General features: G+C 67.4%; 15 protein-coding genes. 10 read left to right on the top strand and 5 right to left on the bottom strand.

Annotation, left to right across the window (positions count from 1 at the left end; all coding sequences use genetic code 11):
* The first annotated feature begins 212 nt into the window (after window positions 1-212).
* From QK444_RS17535 to QK444_RS17510, 6 genes are all read left to right on the top strand, one after another.
* The gene (locus QK444_RS17535) at window positions 213-1,106 is read left to right on the top strand and encodes an ABC transporter permease (RefSeq protein WP_282781618.1); all 894 of its coding nucleotides are present in this window, start codon (window positions 213-215) and stop codon (window positions 1,104-1,106) included.
* A 4-nt stretch (window positions 1,107-1,110) separates the two neighbouring features.
* Window positions 1,111-1,932 (top strand): ABC transporter ATP-binding protein, encoded by an 822-nt coding sequence (locus QK444_RS17530; RefSeq protein ID WP_029930376.1) that lies wholly within the window; start codon window positions 1,111-1,113, stop codon window positions 1,930-1,932.
* Window positions 1,929-2,855 carry a glycosyltransferase family 2 protein gene (locus QK444_RS17525; RefSeq protein WP_143983263.1) on the top strand — a complete coding sequence of 309 codons (927 nt, stop codon included), beginning with the start codon at window positions 1,929-1,931 and terminating at the stop codon, window positions 2,853-2,855. The genes QK444_RS17530 and QK444_RS17525 overlap by 4 nt, the downstream gene beginning before the upstream one ends.
* A 221-nt stretch (window positions 2,856-3,076) precedes the next feature.
* A complete protein-coding gene (gene rsgA / locus QK444_RS17520) occupies window positions 3,077-4,210 on the top strand; it encodes a ribosome small subunit-dependent GTPase A (protein WP_282781620.1) in 1,134 nt (377 codons plus the stop codon).
* Between the two features lie 197 nt (window positions 4,211-4,407).
* Window positions 4,408-5,256, top strand: coding sequence for an NAD(P)-dependent oxidoreductase (locus tag QK444_RS17515; protein ID WP_282781616.1), 849 nt, complete (start codon window positions 4,408-4,410; stop codon window positions 5,254-5,256).
* A gap of 91 nt (window positions 5,257-5,347) precedes the next feature.
* Complete coding sequence (locus QK444_RS17510; RefSeq protein ID WP_282781614.1) at window positions 5,348-5,803, top strand: hypothetical protein; 456 nt, start codon at window positions 5,348-5,350, stop codon at window positions 5,801-5,803.
* Window positions 5,804-5,846: 43 nt separating this feature from the next.
* On the opposite strand, the gene QK444_RS17505 is transcribed toward QK444_RS17510, so the two are convergent.
* On the bottom strand, window positions 5,847-6,347 hold the full coding sequence (locus tag QK444_RS17505; RefSeq protein WP_282781612.1) for a hypothetical protein: 501 nt from the start codon (window positions 6,345-6,347) through the stop codon (window positions 5,847-5,849).
* On the bottom strand, window positions 6,344-6,718 hold the full coding sequence (locus QK444_RS17500) for a hypothetical protein (RefSeq protein WP_282781610.1): 375 nt from the start codon (window positions 6,716-6,718) through the stop codon (window positions 6,344-6,346). Before QK444_RS17500 ends, QK444_RS17505 begins: the two co-directional genes overlap by 4 nt.
* Window positions 6,719-6,739: 21 nt before the next feature.
* Between QK444_RS17500 and QK444_RS17495 the strand changes: the two genes are divergently transcribed.
* Complete coding sequence (locus QK444_RS17495; protein ID WP_282781608.1) at window positions 6,740-7,330, top strand: TetR/AcrR family transcriptional regulator; 591 nt, start codon at window positions 6,740-6,742, stop codon at window positions 7,328-7,330.
* 168 nt (window positions 7,331-7,498) lie between these two features.
* On the opposite strand, the gene QK444_RS17490 is transcribed toward QK444_RS17495, so the two are convergent.
* Window positions 7,499-9,403, bottom strand: a complete 1,905-nt coding sequence (locus QK444_RS17490; RefSeq protein ID WP_282781606.1) for a glycosyltransferase — start codon at window positions 9,401-9,403, stop codon at window positions 7,499-7,501.
* Between the two features lie 138 nt (window positions 9,404-9,541).
* The gene (locus tag QK444_RS17485) at window positions 9,542-10,036 is read right to left on the bottom strand and encodes a GtrA family protein (protein WP_244961442.1); all 495 of its coding nucleotides are present in this window, start codon (window positions 10,034-10,036) and stop codon (window positions 9,542-9,544) included.
* A 245-nt stretch (window positions 10,037-10,281) separates the two neighbouring features.
* On the opposite strand from QK444_RS17485, the gene QK444_RS17480 reads away from it, so the two are divergent.
* Window positions 10,282-11,256, top strand: coding sequence for a glycosyltransferase (locus QK444_RS17480; RefSeq protein ID WP_282781603.1), 975 nt, complete (start codon window positions 10,282-10,284; stop codon window positions 11,254-11,256).
* A 116-nt stretch (window positions 11,257-11,372) separates the two neighbouring features.
* Complete coding sequence (locus QK444_RS17475; protein WP_282781601.1) at window positions 11,373-13,097, top strand: DUF2142 domain-containing protein; 1,725 nt, start codon at window positions 11,373-11,375, stop codon at window positions 13,095-13,097.
* A gap of 112 nt (window positions 13,098-13,209) precedes the next feature.
* Here QK444_RS17475 and rfbB read toward each other — a convergent pair whose 3' ends face one another.
* Window positions 13,210-14,214 (bottom strand): dTDP-glucose 4,6-dehydratase, encoded by a 1,005-nt coding sequence (rfbB, locus tag QK444_RS17470; RefSeq protein ID WP_282781600.1) that lies wholly within the window; start codon window positions 14,212-14,214, stop codon window positions 13,210-13,212.
* A gap of 423 nt (window positions 14,215-14,637) precedes the next feature.
* Between rfbB and QK444_RS17465 the strand changes: the two genes are divergently transcribed.
* Window positions 14,638-15,308 (top strand): hypothetical protein (locus QK444_RS17465; RefSeq protein ID WP_282781599.1); only part of this gene is annotated, 671 nt, incomplete at its 3' end.

Genomic DNA, 15,308 nt, shown 5'->3' with positions numbered 1-15,308 from the left:
CCCCGGGGGGGGGGGGGGCCCCCCCCCCCCCCCCCCCCCCCCCCGACACCAGCACCCACTGCGTCGAACGTGACAACTGATCTCGCACGATGCGGGTAACTCCCCGGGTACGCCCAGCATCGGCTCGGCACCCAACGCGGGCACGGATGCACAACAGCCAACGGCTGACAGCCGCCCGCTGAAGATTCGGGGAGGCGGTACAGTCAGGTGCTGTGCCTGCTGCTGCTCCCACCGACTCGGCGACGCTCGAGGCGCCCACCGCCGACTCCCCGGTGCCGCTAGTGTCGGACTCCCAGTCGTTCCGCCGTGCGTTCAAGGACTTCCGCCAGGGCTTCTCCCAGCGCGAGTTGTGGCTGTCGCTCGGCTGGCAGGACATCAAGCAGCGCTACCGCAGATCGGTGCTCGGGCCGTTCTGGATCACCATCGCCACCGGGTTGCAGGCGGCGGCCATGGGCATCCTCTATTCGACCCTGTTGGATCAGCCGCTGCGCGAGTATCTGCCGTATGTGACGGTAGGCCTGATCGTGTGGGGTGTGATCTCGGCGAGCATCCTCGAGGGCTCGGATGTGTTCATCGCCAACGAGGGGCTGATCAAGCAGTTGCCCTCGGCGTTGAGCGTGCACGTCTACCGCCTGGTGTGGCGGCAGTTCCTCTTCTTCATCCACAATGCCGGGATCTACGTCCTGATGCTGGTGCTGTTCGGCGTGTGGCGGAATCTGGACTGGACCGTCCTGCTGGCGATTCCGGGAATCCTGCTGCTGTTCCTGAACGCCATGTGGGTGACCATCTTCTTCGGCATCTTCAGCACCCGCTACCGCGATATCGCGCCGATCCTGGGCAGCACCACGCTCATGCTGTTCGTGCTCACCCCGGTCATGTGGACCACCAAGGCGCTGCACGATCAGGGCGGCGCGGTGAGCGAGCGCGCGAAACTGGTCGAGCTGGTGCCGACGTATCACTACCTGGAGATCGTGCGCGCCCCGCTGCTGGGCGATCCGATCTATCTGCGCAGCTGGATAGTGGTGTCGGCGATCACCCTCCTCGGCTGGGCGGTGGCGATACTGGCTATGAAGCAATTCCGTTCCCGCGTCCCGTACTGGGTGTGATGGCATGACCGAACATGTGAGTATCGAGACCCAGAACGCGTGGGTGGAGTTCCCGATCTTCGACGCCAAGTCGCGGTCGCTGAAGAAGGCGTTCCTCGGCAAGGCGGGCGGCGCGATCGGGCGCAACCAGTCCGATGTGGTGGTCGTGGAGGCGCTGCGCGACATCTCGCTGTCCTTGAAGGAGGGCGACAAGGTCGGTCTGGTCGGCCACAACGGTGCGGGCAAATCGACGTTGCTGCGGCTGCTTTCGGGCATCTACGAGCCGAGTCGCGGCACCGCGCGCATTCGCGGCCGCGTCGCGCCGGTCTTCGATCTGGGCGTGGGCATGGATCCGGAGATCTCCGGGTACGACAACATCATCATCCGCGGCCTGTTCCTCGGGCAGACCCGCAAGCAGATGCTCGCCAAGATCGACGAGATCGCCGAATTCACCGAGCTGGGTGACTATTTGGAGATGCCGCTGCGCACCTATTCCACCGGCATGCGGGTGCGCTTGGCTATGGGCGTGGTCACCTCCATCGACCCGGAAATCCTGCTGCTGGACGAGGGCATCGGCGCGGTCGACGCGGAATTCATGAAGAAGGCGCGGGTGCGCCTCCAAGAACTCGTTTCACGTTCGGGCATCCTGGTATTCGCCAGTCATTCGAACGAATTTCTTGCCCAGTTGTGCGATTCGGCATTGTGGATCGACCACGGGCATGTTCGGATGCACGGCGGAATCGAAGAAGTGGTGCGCGCCTACGAGGGCGACGAAGCCGGGGATCACGTGGCGCATGTGCTGCGTGAACTGCAACGCGAACGTGAGATGGAGCGAAATCCCGCATGACCGATCAGCATTCGCCGATCTACGACGGTGCCAGGATCATCGCGGTGGTGGTCACCCACAAGCGCCGCGAACTGCTCGCCGAGTCACTGAAGGTACTCAGCGCGCAGACTCGCCCCATCGATCACCTGATCGTGGTGGACAACGGCAACGAACCCGAGGTCGGCGAGCTGGTCCGGGAGCAGCCCATCGAGACCACCTATCTGGGCTCGGAACACAATCTGGGCGGCGCGGGCGGTTTCGCGCTGGGCATTCTGCACGCGCTCACCATGGGCGCGGACTGGGTGTGGCTGGCCGACGACGACGGTCGACCCGAGGGCCCGGAGGTGCTGGAGACGCTGTTCGACTGCGCGAAGCGGCACGGTCTGGTCGAGGTGTCGCCGGTGGTGGCCGATATCGACGAACCGGATCGGCTGGCCTTCCCGCTGCGGCGCGGCCTGGTGTGGCGGCGGCTGCGCTCCGAACTCGGCGAGGAGGATTTCCTGCCGGGCATCGCCTCGCTGTTCAATGGCGCGCTGGTCTCCGCGGAGGCCGTGGATGTGATCGGCGTGCCGGATCTGCGGCTGTTCGTGCGCGGTGACGAAGTGGAGGTGCATCGGCGGCTGGTGCGCTCCGGGCTGCCGTTCGGCACCTGCTTGCAGACCGCCTACCTGCATCCCAACGGGTCGGCGGAGTTCAAGCCGATTCTCGGTGGGCGCATGCACACCCAGTACCCGGACGATCCCGTGAAGCGGTACTTCACCTACCGCAATCGCGGGTATCTGATGTCACAGCCGGGGATGCGCAAGCTGCTGCCGCAGGAGGTGGCGCGGTTCGGGTGGTTCTTCCTGATCCAGCAGAAGGACCCGGCCGGACTCATGGAGTGGCTGCGGTTGCAGCGGCTGGGCCGCCGCGAACAGTTCCACAAGCCGACACCGGAAAAATAGGTTGCGGCCGTCGCCCCGCCGCTGGCAGGGTGATGCCGTTCGTTGTCGGGCTCGCGGTCGGTGACCGCTCGAGGAGAGATGGGAGGTGGATACACATGCGAACGACACCGCGGATTGTCGTGCCGGGGCGGGGTTTCGCCCGGTCGGTATCCATCTCCACTTGCCCGCACTGAGTCCCGGGAAGGGCTCGGTGCCCTATCGAGGACTCTCCCATCATGTCTGTGGTCGATTACGACCTGCTCATTCCCTACGGCTGGACTCCGGCCGTCGCCGCCGACTGCCTGCCGCTGCTCGGCGACACCCTCGTACCGGCCCGTGTGCTGCGCATGGAGCGCAGCGAATGCGAAGTGGCGGTACCGATTTCCGATACCCGACTGCCCGACCGGATGACGGCGGTGGTCGTGCGCGCCCGCTGCCCGCGCGCCGACTCCGAGGTGAGCGGGCTGTGCACCGGCGACTGGGTCGGGCTGGGCAGTGACTCCGGTGCGCGGCCGGATACCCGGCGGATGTTGAACGACGCGGTGGTGCGCATGCTACTGCCGCGCCGCACCGCCATTGTGCGGGCGGCGGTGTCGGGGCATTCGGATTCCCGGGCGCGGTCGGCCGATCAGGTGCTGGCGGCCAATGTGGACACCGTGCTCATCTGTTCGCCCGCCGACGGCGATGTGGATCTCGGGCGGATCGAACGTCTGCTCACGCTGGCCTGGGAATCCGGGGCGCAACCGGTGGTGGTGTTGACCAAAGCCGATGCGGCCGTGACCGTTCCGCTGGAGCAGGTGCGGGCGGTCGCGCCGGGGGCGACGGTGCTGAGCGTCAGCGCGTCGACGGGGCTGGGGATGGATGTGCTCGTGTCGGTGCTGACCGGCACGGTCGCGCTCATCGGTCCGTCCGGAGCCGGAAAATCCACGCTCGCCAACGCACTGCTGGGCGCGGAGGTGTTCGCCACCGATGCCGTGCGCGCGAACGACAAGCGGGGGCGGCACACCACGGTGCACCGGGAGCTGCGCCCGCTGCCCGGCGGGGGCGCGCTGATCGATACGCCCGGATTGCGCTCGGTCGGCCTGTGGGATGCGAGCGCGGGTATCGGCCGCACCTTCAGCGATATCGAATCCCTCGCCGCGGCTTGCCGTTTCAGCGACTGCGCGCACGAACGGGAGCCCGGGTGCGCGGTTCGGGAGGCCCTCGATTCGGGTGCGCTGCCGCAGCGCCGCTTCGACAGCTACCGCAAGCTCTCGCGGGAGAACGAGTGGATGGCGGCGCGGACCGATCACCGGCTGCGGGCCGAGCGCACGAAGGTCCGGCGGGATATCGCCAAGCAGCAGCGGCGCATGTACAGGGACCGCGGCCACCACTGAGGGCGAGAACCGCGACGGTCGGCGGGGGCGCCGCCGACCGTCCGATCTTTCGGCGTCGGGCGCGCGATCACTATGCACCTAGTTGCATATAGACCGACCGTCGCTTAGTGTCCGATTCGGCAGGTTTTCACCCCGTTCGCGTGCCGACGCGCGGATGATCGAAACGGGGCGAAGGCAGACGAACAGGAGTGGTACCCATGACAGACGCTGCGAAGCCGCTGGCGGGCAAGACCATGATCATGTCGGGTGGCAGCCGCGGGATCGGACTGGAGATCGCCCGGCGGGCGGCGGCGGACGGGGCGAACATCACGCTCATCGCCAAGACCGATACGCCGCATCCGAAGCTGCCGGGCACCATCCACACCGCGGCGGCCGAGTTGGAGCAGGCGGGTGGCCAGGTACTCAAGTTCGTCGGCGACGTCCGCGACGACGAGGCGGTGGCCGAGGCGGTCCAGCTCACCACGCAGCGCTTCGGCGGCATCGACATGGTGGTCAACAATGCCTCGGCCATCGACCTGTCGCCCACCGAGGTGCTGCCCATGAAGAAGTACGACCTCATGCAGGACATCAACTGCCGAGGCAGCTTCCTGCTCGCCAAACTCTGCATCCCGGCGCTGAAGGATTCCGCCGCGGCGGGCCGCAACCCGCACATCCTCACCCTGTCCCCGCCGCTCAACCTGGACCCGAAATGGGCGGGCGGTTCGCTCGGCTACACCATCGCCAAATACGGCATGTCGCTCACCACGCTGGGATTGGCCGAGGAACTGCGCAAGTACGGCATCGGCGTGAACTCGCTGTGGCCGCGCACCACCATCGCCACCGCGGCGGTGCAGAACCTGCTCGGCGGAGAACAGATGATCGCCACCTCCCGTACCCCGGACATCTACGCCGACGCGGCCTATCTGGTACTCACCTCTCCGGCCAAGGACACCAGCGGCAATTTCTTCATCGACGACGAGGTGCTGGCGGCACACGGGGTCACCGATCTGGACAAATACCGGGTGGTGCCGGGCGATGGGCCGTTGACCACGGACCTCTTCCTGTGAACGAAACAGCTTGCGGCGCTGCGTAACTGAAATGATCTTCGCCCGATAAACCTTCGGTACGAAAGTTTTCACACCGAAGGAGGTAAATCCTATGGGGCAGAGACGTTTTCTCATCGGGATCGGCACCGCCACACTGTTCGCGGGTGCTGTCGCCATGACGGCACCCGCGGCGACCGCTCAGGAACTCGCGCCGGGCATCTCCTGCGACGGTTTCACCTGTCGCAACGACACCGACGACACGTACCGGATCGACTCGGTCGCGACCTGCGGGGTAGGCGGCAACACGATCTACGACAGTGTGCCGGTATCCACCTATGTATCGCCCCGCGCGACGGTGGACGTGCAGGTGAACTGCCCGGCCTTCACCGAGCCGGGCAGTTGGGAGTCGCAGCCGCCGACGACGCGGCTGGACGGGACCGTGGACGTGCCACCGCCCGTATTCGAGCCGGGTCGCCCGGTGCCGACGTTCGCGCAGACCATCCGTCACGACCACGCCGAGGTCGACAACGATCCGCCCGCCTCGGGCCCCAGCGGCTCCGCCGGCTGATCGAGACGGCCCCGACCCCTCGGCTCTCCGCAGCGCCGAGGGGTCAGGCCGCCGCCCGTGCCTCCCGCTCGGCCAACTCCTTCAGGGTGAGCAGCTGCTTGCGCATCATGATGAAATCGCCGAACGCCAGCGGGACGGTGATGATGCGCGGCCCCCGGAAGAGCACCCGGGCATGCAGGCGGCTGCCCGCGTCCGCGTGCGCGCGCACCGCGTAGGTGACCGCCACGTGCGACGTGCCCAGGGTGATGTGTTCGCCGGGCGTGCAGTCGACGAGGTCGAACGCGCCCATGAAGCGTTGCCCCACCGCCAGATTCGTCAATTCCGGATCGCGTTCCCGGGGACTGCGGCGGCCGAGGTTGTCGAGCAGGTCGTAGCTGTACGGGGAGGCGCGCAGCTGGCACAGCCAGGCGAAGACGACGGCGGGCGGGGCAGCGATGGAGACCGCCCGGTCACAGATCAACGACGGGCTGGAAATCACACTGTCGCAGGGCATTCGAGCGGCGAGTTCGCCGGGGTCGGCACCCCACACCTGCCCGGGTGTCATGACTCGGCCGCCGCCGCGGTGCGACGCACCAGCCGTCGCACGACGAAGGCGTGCGCGCCGGTCCCGACGACCAGGGCACGGTAGATCTTTCCGATGACACCGTGGAATTCGGCCCGGCTCTCGGCGGTGAGCCGGGTGCGGTGCGCGTCCACCTCTTCCAGCCGCCAGATGATGCCGTAGCTGGTGATCCGATTCGCGCCGGTGAGTGTCAAACGTCGGGGCGGCTCGGCCTCGTCGAGCCCGAATCCGTGCGGCAGTGTGCTGAGATCGTCGGGATTACCGCTGGCCGATCGCAGCAGGGCTGCCCAGGTCCGTTCCCGATCGGCGGCGACTATCCTGGAATGCTGATCGATATAGGGCAAACGCTCCATATAGAAGGACTGTACTAGTTCATGGCACCTCCCCGGAAGCACAACACCGACGTGATCCTCGACGCAGCCCGCTCGCTGGTGCTGCGTGACGGCCCGCGCGCGGCCTCGGTGGCCGCCATCGCCGAGGCCAGCGGCGCGCCCGTGGGCACCCTCTACCACCGCTTCGGCAATAGAAACGGGGTTCTCACCGCCGCGTGGATCCGCGCGCTGGAGCGCTTCCAGGCCCGGGTGCTCGAGGCCGCCGCCGTGGACGATCCGATCGAGGCGGCGGTGGCCATCTGCGCCGCCTCCGTCGCCTTCGGCCGCGAATCCCTCGACGATGCCCGCCTGCTGCTCAACCTGAGGCCCAGCGATCTGCTCGACGGGGCACCCGACACGGCGTTCGGCGACCGCCTCACCACCATGAACGCGCCGCTCATCGAGCACCTGCACCGCATTGCCCGCGGCATCTACGGCAGCGACGGCCCGCGCGAACTCGACGCGGTGGCCCGCGCCATCGTCGACCTGCCCTACGCCGCCATCCGCAGGCACGCCCACGGTGACGGCCTGCCCGACTGGCTCGAAGCAGACCTGCCGTCGGCCACCCGCGCCCTGCTCACCGCCGCGCGCTAGGCCGAAAAACTTGGTTGCGGATTCGCTGGCAGGCGTGACAGATTCGATGGGTCGAAGCGTCGCCCGATCGCTGTGGGGGCGGTCCCGCGAAGAACGAAGCGGCCGTGCCCGATCGGACACGGCCGCTTTGCTTTTCAGCGCTCCGAGAGATCGCGTTTCAGCGCGTCGTCACTCGGCGTCGATGCCGTAGAGGCGTTTCCAGTTGCGGCGGCTGGTGAGTTCCGGCATGGCGGCGCGGTAGCGGCGTTGCAGGTCGGGGAGTTCGCGGCGGAGCTGCCGCAGCACCCGGATGGCGCGCAGCAGCAGGCGGCGAGCGGTGGCCTTGTCCCGCTTGCGGATTCGGACGCCGGACTGCGAGGCGTCGGTGACCACCACGTGGTCGAACAGCGAGATGTGCCACCAGTGCGCGTCCTCGCGGGTGACCCCGACCGGTCCGGGCTGAGTGCGGCCGGTCCACTGGGTGATGGCGCGCTTGAACAGGATCAGCAGCGGGCGGCTGGGTTCGCCGCCCGCGCGGCGGATGCCGATGTGCGCGTTGGGAACCGGGGCGGTGGCGGCCGAATGCTTGACGGTCTCCGGATAGTCGGCGCGGGAGGAGCGGGCAGCGGCGAGTGCGGCCTGGCCGCCGTCGCGCAAGGCCTCCGGACCCTTCAGGTAGTCCTCGATGCCCTGGAGAGTGGTGTGCGCCAGGCCGTACTGCATGCCGACCAGGTACTCGCCGATCTCGCGGAGCAGTTGCCGGGTAACGGCTTTGGGGTCCAGGTCGGTGTGCAGCGAGGAGACGATGAGGGAGTTGCGCGAGGAGAAGTAGCGCGCCCAGTCGTCGAAGTCCTTCCAGTAGAAGTCCGCGTGCCAGACGGCGGCGCCCGGCAGGGTGACGGTGACGAAACCGTGCTCGCGGGCGCGCAGACCGTATTCGACGTCGTCCCACTGGAAGAAGATCGGCACCGGCAGCCCGATGCGCGCCACCACCTCGGCCGGGATGAGGCAGGTCCACCAGGCGTTGTACCCGGCGTCCACGCGGCGCTCCTGATGCTTCTTGAGCATGCTGGTGTTGCGCAGCGCCTTCGACACCTTCTGGCCGTGCCGCAGCTTGCCGAGATCGGTCTCCTCCGCACCGACGTTCAGGTAGTCGGGGTTGTAGAGGAACAGCATCTGCGCGCCGACCAGCGTGGGTTCCACGGTCACGTTCGCGAAGGCGTTGAGCCGCAGCACCGTTTCGGGCTCGCACAGGATATCGTCGTCCATGAGGATGACGTCGGCGTGCTCATTGGCCGCCGACACCTCGTAGAGGCCGCGCGTGAAACCGCCCGCCCCACCGAGATTCGGCTGCCGGATGTAGCGCAGCTTGTCGCCCAGCCGCGGCTGGGTCTGCTGGAACAGCGGGCGGTCGGCCACCAGGTCGGTGCCCTGGTCGACGACGTAGACGGCGTCGATGGCATCGAGCACGGTCGGATCCGAGGCCAGCGCCGCCACCGTGTGCGCGCAGTCCTCGGCCCGGTTGAAGGTGCAGATGGCGATGGCCACCGGGCGCACCCGCTCCGGCGCGGGCGCGGTCCACTGCAGATCGCTGATCGACACCTCACCGCCGACGGCGTCGATCTCCAGCCAGATGGCCCCGCCGTCGACATACATGTCCAAGGCGGCGCGCAGCGCGACGCGGCCGCTCTCGCGGGTCTCCGCGGTGGCGACCACGCGCCGGTGCCCCGCGATATCGGAGGCAGCCAGGCGGACCAGCGTCTTGCCCGTCACCTCCAGGGTGAGGGCGGCCTCGACCTCGGTGACCGTGGTCCAGCGCTGCCAGTAGCTGGCGGCGAAACGGCCGAAGTAGGTGTTGGTGTGCGCGCTCGCGCCCTTGGGCAGGCGCAGCGTGAAACGTTCCCGGGTCGCCTTGCCGCCCTTGACGACCGCGTACAGATCGTCGCTGATACGCGGCGCGGGGCCGGTGAAGACACCGCGCGCCAGCACGAGGCGCTCCGGTGCGGCGTGATCGGCACGCAAGGCCTCCGGTGCGGCCACGGCCTCCCGGTCGCTGATCTCGGTCACGGCCTGCCCACCCGACTGGTCCACCATGAATCCCTTATCCCTCGATTTACCACAGAACGAATTACCACAGGAACCGGCTCAACCATGACGTGGACGCAGTTCCACGAACGCGCTCGGCGGGGCGAGAATATCAATGCGTCCGCCGCCGAGCACCGTGAACCCGCGCTAGCCGTCATTGTCGCGCGGGCCGGTGAAAACGAACTTCCCGTACGCCCAGAATCGGAAGCCCATGGCCACCGCCTGGCCCACCAGAGTTCCGGAGATGTTGTCCGCCAAGGGACTGTCGAGCCCGAGCACATAGCGGGAGAAACCCAGACAGCTCAGTTGCAGTCCGATGGCCATGACATTGAGCAGGGCGTAGACGAGGATGTGGCGGGTGCCGGTCTCGCCCCCGTGATCGGAGTAGGTCCACCATTTGTTGCCGAAATAGGTGACGACGGTGGCCACGCCGATGGCGATGATCTTGGCGGGCAGCGGGGCGTGGAACAGCGGGCCTTCGCCACCCCAGAACACGAGCACGTTGTAGGTGCCCGCGTCGACCAGGAATCCGATGGCGCCGACCACCAGGAAGGCGCCGCCCTTACGCAGGAACGCGCGCGCCTTGCCGGTCAGGGACACGCCTCGATCCGGCTCGGTGACCGTGGGCTCACTCGTGGACACCGGGCCGACGGTACCGCAGAAACGGAGATCCGCGATCCGTCGCGGGCGCGAGACCGTCCGACCGCGCACACCCGGCCCGGCGGCGGCAGCAGGGCCGTCGTACGGCGAGTCGGAACCGACACGCGAGGCATGCGGGCTCGGGGTGCGGGTAAGCCGGAGGGATGAGAGGGTGAGCGGGTGCGGCGGGGGTCACTGCCTGTACCCTCCCGATGTCGTTATCCCTTCCAATCGCAAGGATTGACCGGGTGGAGTCCACCGAGCTTCGCATTGCCGCCATCGTGCCGTGCCACAACGAAGAGGCCGCGGTGGCGAAGGTCGTCACCGACCTGAAGGCCGCCGTGCCGGGCATCGTCGTGTACGTCTACGACAATCTGAGCACCGACGCGACCGCGGAGCGGGCGCGCGAGGCCGGAGCGATCGTGCGGACCGAGTACCGCAAGGGCAAGGGCAACGTGGTGCGCCGTGCCTTCGCCGATATCGAGGCCGACATCTATCTGATGATCGATGGCGACGACACCTACGACGCCTCGGCCGCACCGCTGATGATCAAGACGCTGCTGGAGGGCCCGTACGACCACGTACTGGGGGTGCGGCGGGAACTCGCGGGCGAATCCGCGTACCGGGTCGGGCACGAGACCGGCAACAAGGTGCTCAACGGCGTGGTCGGCAAGGTGTTCGGCGAGAACGTCGAGGACATGCTGAGCGGGTACCGGGTGTTCTCCCGGCGTTTCGTGAAGAGCTTCCCGGCGGTGTCGCGCGAGTTCGAGATCGAGACCGAGTTGACGGTGCATTCGCAGCATCTGCGGGTGCCGCAGACCGCGGTGCCGGTCGGCTTCCGGGATCGCCCGGCGGGCAGTGAATCCAAACTGCGCACCTATCACGACGGGTTCAAGATCCTGCGCCTGATCATCGGCCTGGCGCGGCATGAGCGACCGGTCGCCTTCTACGGGATGTTCGGCACGCTGGCCTGGCTGCTGTCGGTCGTGCTGATCGTTCCGATCGTGGTGGAGTTCTATCGGATTCACGAGGTACCGCGATTCCCCACGCTGTTCCTCGGCTTCACGCTGCTGTTGTTCGGCACGCTCGCGTGGACGGCCGGTCTGATTCTCGACGGCATCAAGCGCTCCCGGCACGAGGCCGCGCGACTGATCTATCTGCGCTACTCGGCCGTCGGAGCCGGAGAACGGGAGCCCGAGCATTCCGGCGGTTCGCGCCGATGACCTCGGTATCCGACAGATCCGGCGCGGCGTCGACCGGAGACTCGGCCGCGGCGTCTACCGGAGACTCTGCCGCGGCGTCTACCGGAGACTCCGCCTCCGCGGCGCAGAATGGCGCGGTGGAATCGAAGAATGGCAACGGGATGCCCGGCGGCGACAGCGCCGACACGACCTCGGATACGGCGGTCGCTGCCGCGTCGGACGACGGCGGACCGGTCGCGTCCACCGATACCCCGATCTGGGACGAGGTCCGGCACCCGAACGCCGTGAGCACCGCGAAAACCGCTGTGTCCGACAGCGCGAGCGCCACAGCGACCGCGACCGAAGCGGTCGCCGCCGACGAGCGCGCCCAGCCCGCCAAGGTCGGAGTCGGCGCGGCGCGGCCCGGTGGGTTCGGCGGCATCGTCGACGCCGTCGAACGGCGGTTCGGTACGGCGGCGCTGGCCTTCGTCGTGGTGGCCGGGGTCTTCGGGGCGCTGTTCGCCGTCGCCACCCCGCCGTTCTGGGGCCACGACGAGATCACCCAGTTCGGGCGGGCGTATCAGGTGGCGCACGGCGGGTTCACCCCGGAGGAGATCGCCGACGATCGCGACGTCGCCTACGGCGGTCAGGTGCCGACCAGCATCGACGCGCTGATGAGCTACGCGTTCGGGGACTACAACAACAATCCCGAAGAACCCGATCCGATGGTGGCCGATCCGGGCGTCTACGACCGCCTCGGCGCGGCACCGGTGACGGCGGAGACCCGGGATGTGTGGTTCACCAATACCGCCGCCTACTCCCCCGTTCCGTATGTCCCCGCGGCCCTGGGCATTCGGCTCTCCGAGGCGCTCGACCTGAGTGTCGGCGCGCTCAATACCGTGACCCGGCTGTCCGGTCTGCTGGCCTACGTGCTGATCGTCGGCTTCGCACTGCGGACCCTGCGCGGGCACCGGGTGCAGTGGCTGGCGTTCACGGTCGCGGTGCTGCCCATCGCGGTCTTCCAGGCGGGCACGGTCACGGCCGACACCATGACCAACGCGCTGGCCATCCTGGTGTCGGCGCTGCTGGTGAAGGGGTTGTTCCTCGGTGACCGGCTGACCCGCCCGGAGACCGTCGCGGCGCTCGCCGCCACGGTGCTGCTGCCGATCAGCAAGCCGACCTACGTGCTGCTGGCCATGCTCACCGTGCTGATTCCGGCGCGTCGCTACGGTCTGCGCGGACCGCTGCGCTTCCTGCCGTGGGTGGTCGCGGCCGTCGGCGCGGGCGTGTTCGCGGCGTGGATGAAGATCGCCGCCCCGACCGGTGAGGGCATGAGCCTGATGCGGCCCCGGCACCAGTGGGGCACCGTGCGGCCGGGCGATCAGCTCTCGGAGATCCTGAGCGATCCGCTGCGCTTCCTGAGCGTGTTCGGCGACAGTGTGTGGCTGCGCGACCAGCGCTGGTTCACCCAGTTCTTCGGTGAACTGGGCTTCGCCTACATCGATGTTCCGGCCATCACGATGCTGGCCTGCCTGCTCGCTTTCGCGGTGAGCGTCGGCATTGCCGATCGTTTGCCGGGGGCGAGCAACGCGCGCACCGCCATTGTCGCGCTGACCGTATTGGCCAGTGTCGCCATGATCTACGTGACGCTGTACATGTCCTTCACCCCGGTGGGCTACTACATCATCGACGGTGTGCAGGGCCGGTACTTCGTCCCGCTGGCCATTGCCGCCATGGCGGTGGTGCTGCGCTGGATGCCGTTGCGGCTCACCGATTCCGAGGGGCGTACGCCGTCACGCGGACCGGCCGTCGTCATCGTCTCCGCCAGCGTTTTCGCACTCGTCACCGCGGCCGCGAAATACTGCTCCATCGTCTGGGGCTGAGTAACCCGGGGTTGAAACCGCGCGGCGCGCCGGAGATCGCGCGGCCCACCATCACCCGGTGAGCCGCGCGAGCCTAGCGACGAGCACGCGCGGCCTACGCGAGTTCCGCGGCCTACAGGACTTTCTCGCCCGCGGCGGCGTAGGCGCTTTCGGTGACGGCTTTCTGCGGCCGCCACCAGGATTCGTTACCGCGATACCAGTCGATGGTGGCGGCCAGTCCCGCGCGGAAGTCGCGGTATTCCGGTTTCCAGCCGAGTTCGGTGCGCAGCAGCGTGGAATCGATGGCGTAGCGCTGATCGTGGCCGGGACGGTCGGTGACGTGGTCGAAGTCGTCCGGATCGCGGCCGAATGCCTCCAGAATGAGCCGCACCACCGATTTGTTGTCGCGTTCGCCGTCGGCGCCGATGAGATATGTCTGACCGATGCGCCCGCGCTCCAGGATTTCCCATACCGCGCTGTTGTGGTCGTCCACGTGGATCCAGTCGCGCACCTGATGGCCGGCGCCGTAGAGGCGGGGGCGGATACCGTCGATGAGATTGGTGATCTGCCGCGGAATGAATTTCTCGACGTGCTGGTAGGGGCCGAAGTTGTTGCTGCAGTTGGACAGTGTGGCCCGGATACCGAACGAGCGCACCCAGGCGCGCACCAGCATGTCGCTGGACGCCTTGCTGGCCGAATAGGGACTGGACGGATTGTATGGCGTGTCCTCGGTGAACGCGGCCGGATCGTCGAGTTCCAGATCGCCGTACACCTCGTCGGTGGAGATGTGGTGGTAGCGCACCTGATGTTTGCGCACCGCCTGGAGCAGCGCGAAGGTGCCGACGATATTGGTCTGGACGAACGGCCACGGATCGGCGAGGGAATTGTCGTTGTGTGATTCGGCGGCGAAATGCACCACCGCGTCCACACCCCCGACCAGCCGGTCCACCAGTGCCGCATCGGCGACGTCACCGTGCACGAACTCGATGCGGTCGGCCACCGGGTCCAGTGAGGCCCGGTTTCCGGCATAGGTGAGTTTGTCCAGCACGGTGATATGGACGCCGGGCCGTCGGTTCACGGTCTGATGAACGAAGTTCGCGCCGATGAAGCCGGCGCCACCGGTTACGAGCAGTCGCACAGCAGCACCCTACCGAGTTTCGCGGCGAGCCGGGGGTCAGGTAACCCGACGAGCACAGCGGCGGCGTTCCGGCTGCGCGCATTCGGATACGCGGTGGAAACACCGAATACCGCCGTAGGTTGGAATCCGCGCCGAAATGTCGCAATTTCGCCGCCAACTCGCGACATTCGCCCGATTCGGTCACGGATATACCTCGATTATTTGTGATCTCGAACACAAACTTGCTGGTCCGGATTGTCGATTCCGTCCGGAAGGTTCGAGAAAGTCGGTCGCGACCTGCGTGTTTCCAGGAGCCGACCACCGCGTACGGCGCTGTGGTGAACAAGAATTGAATGAACGGTCACAGTAGGTTCACCGATCGTTAGCTGACCTCGATTTGTATTCCCGTGTCCCCCCGAGCTCTTCGTATCGAGGTTTCAAAGAATGCTGATGAGGAAATTCGCCGCGACGTCGGCCATGGTTATCGCTGCCCTGGGCGTCACCGCGGGCACCGTGCACGCCGACCCGGCTCCGGCACCGAAGGGTGTCAATGTCTCCTATGAGATTCAGGAGAAGAGCCTGACGCTCACCACCGACGTCGGATCGCTGGCGGTCGAGGACGGCGCCCTGAAGATCAAGAACGCCGACGGCACCGTGATGGGCGGCGCTCCGCTCACCGCGCAGGTCGACGAGTTCGTCTTCCCGATCGCCGCGGAGATCAGCGGCAACACCGCCACCCTGACCCCGCAGCTCGACATGGAGCACGCGGTCTACAAGCCGGTCGCGGTGCCGTTCGCCGCGCCCGACCAGTTCAAGACCCCCTACGACCGCGAGAAGGCGGCCTTCTCCCGGATGAAGGACCAGATCAGCCTGGCGGGCACCCTGGCCGGTCTGACCACCACCGTGCTCGGTGGCGTGGTCGGCTGCGGTCTCGGCATCGTGTTCGGTGCTGCCATCACCCTTCCGGTCGCCCTGGGTGGCGGCTCCGGCCCGATCATCGGCTGCCTCCTGGGCGCCGCGGCGGGCGCGAGCCTGATCGGCATCGCCGGCACCATCCTGATCACCGCTCCGGTGGCGGTCGTGTCGGTCCTGCAGTACTTCCAGACCATCAACGA

Origin of the sequence: Nocardia sp. CC201C (assembly GCF_030010695.1) — a bacterium.
Lineage (GTDB): Bacteria > Actinomycetota > Actinomycetes > Mycobacteriales > Mycobacteriaceae > Nocardia > Nocardia otitidiscaviarum.
This window is presented reverse-complemented; position numbering and strand designations above follow the sequence as displayed.

Excerpts from the sequence above, each read along its gene's own strand:
- QK444_RS17530 (WP_029930376.1), top strand. The coding sequence starts at position 1,111 with ATGACCGAACATGTGAGTATCGAGACCCAGAACGCGTGGGTGGAGTTC.
- QK444_RS17525 (WP_143983263.1), top strand. The coding sequence starts at position 1,929 with ATGACCGATCAGCATTCGCCGATCTACGACGGTGCCAGGATCATCGCG.
- QK444_RS17515 (WP_282781616.1), top strand. The coding sequence starts at position 4,408 with ATGACAGACGCTGCGAAGCCGCTGGCGGGCAAGACCATGATCATGTCG.
- QK444_RS17510 (WP_282781614.1), top strand. The coding sequence starts at position 5,348 with ATGGGGCAGAGACGTTTTCTCATCGGGATCGGCACCGCCACACTGTTC.
- QK444_RS17505 (WP_282781612.1), bottom strand. The coding sequence starts at position 6,347 with ATGACACCCGGGCAGGTGTGGGGTGCCGACCCCGGCGAACTCGCCGCT.
- QK444_RS17500 (WP_282781610.1), bottom strand. The coding sequence starts at position 6,718 with ATGGAGCGTTTGCCCTATATCGATCAGCATTCCAGGATAGTCGCCGCC.
- QK444_RS17495 (WP_282781608.1), top strand. The coding sequence starts at position 6,740 with ATGGCACCTCCCCGGAAGCACAACACCGACGTGATCCTCGACGCAGCC.
- QK444_RS17490 (WP_282781606.1), bottom strand. The coding sequence starts at position 9,403 with ATGGTGGACCAGTCGGGTGGGCAGGCCGTGACCGAGATCAGCGACCGG.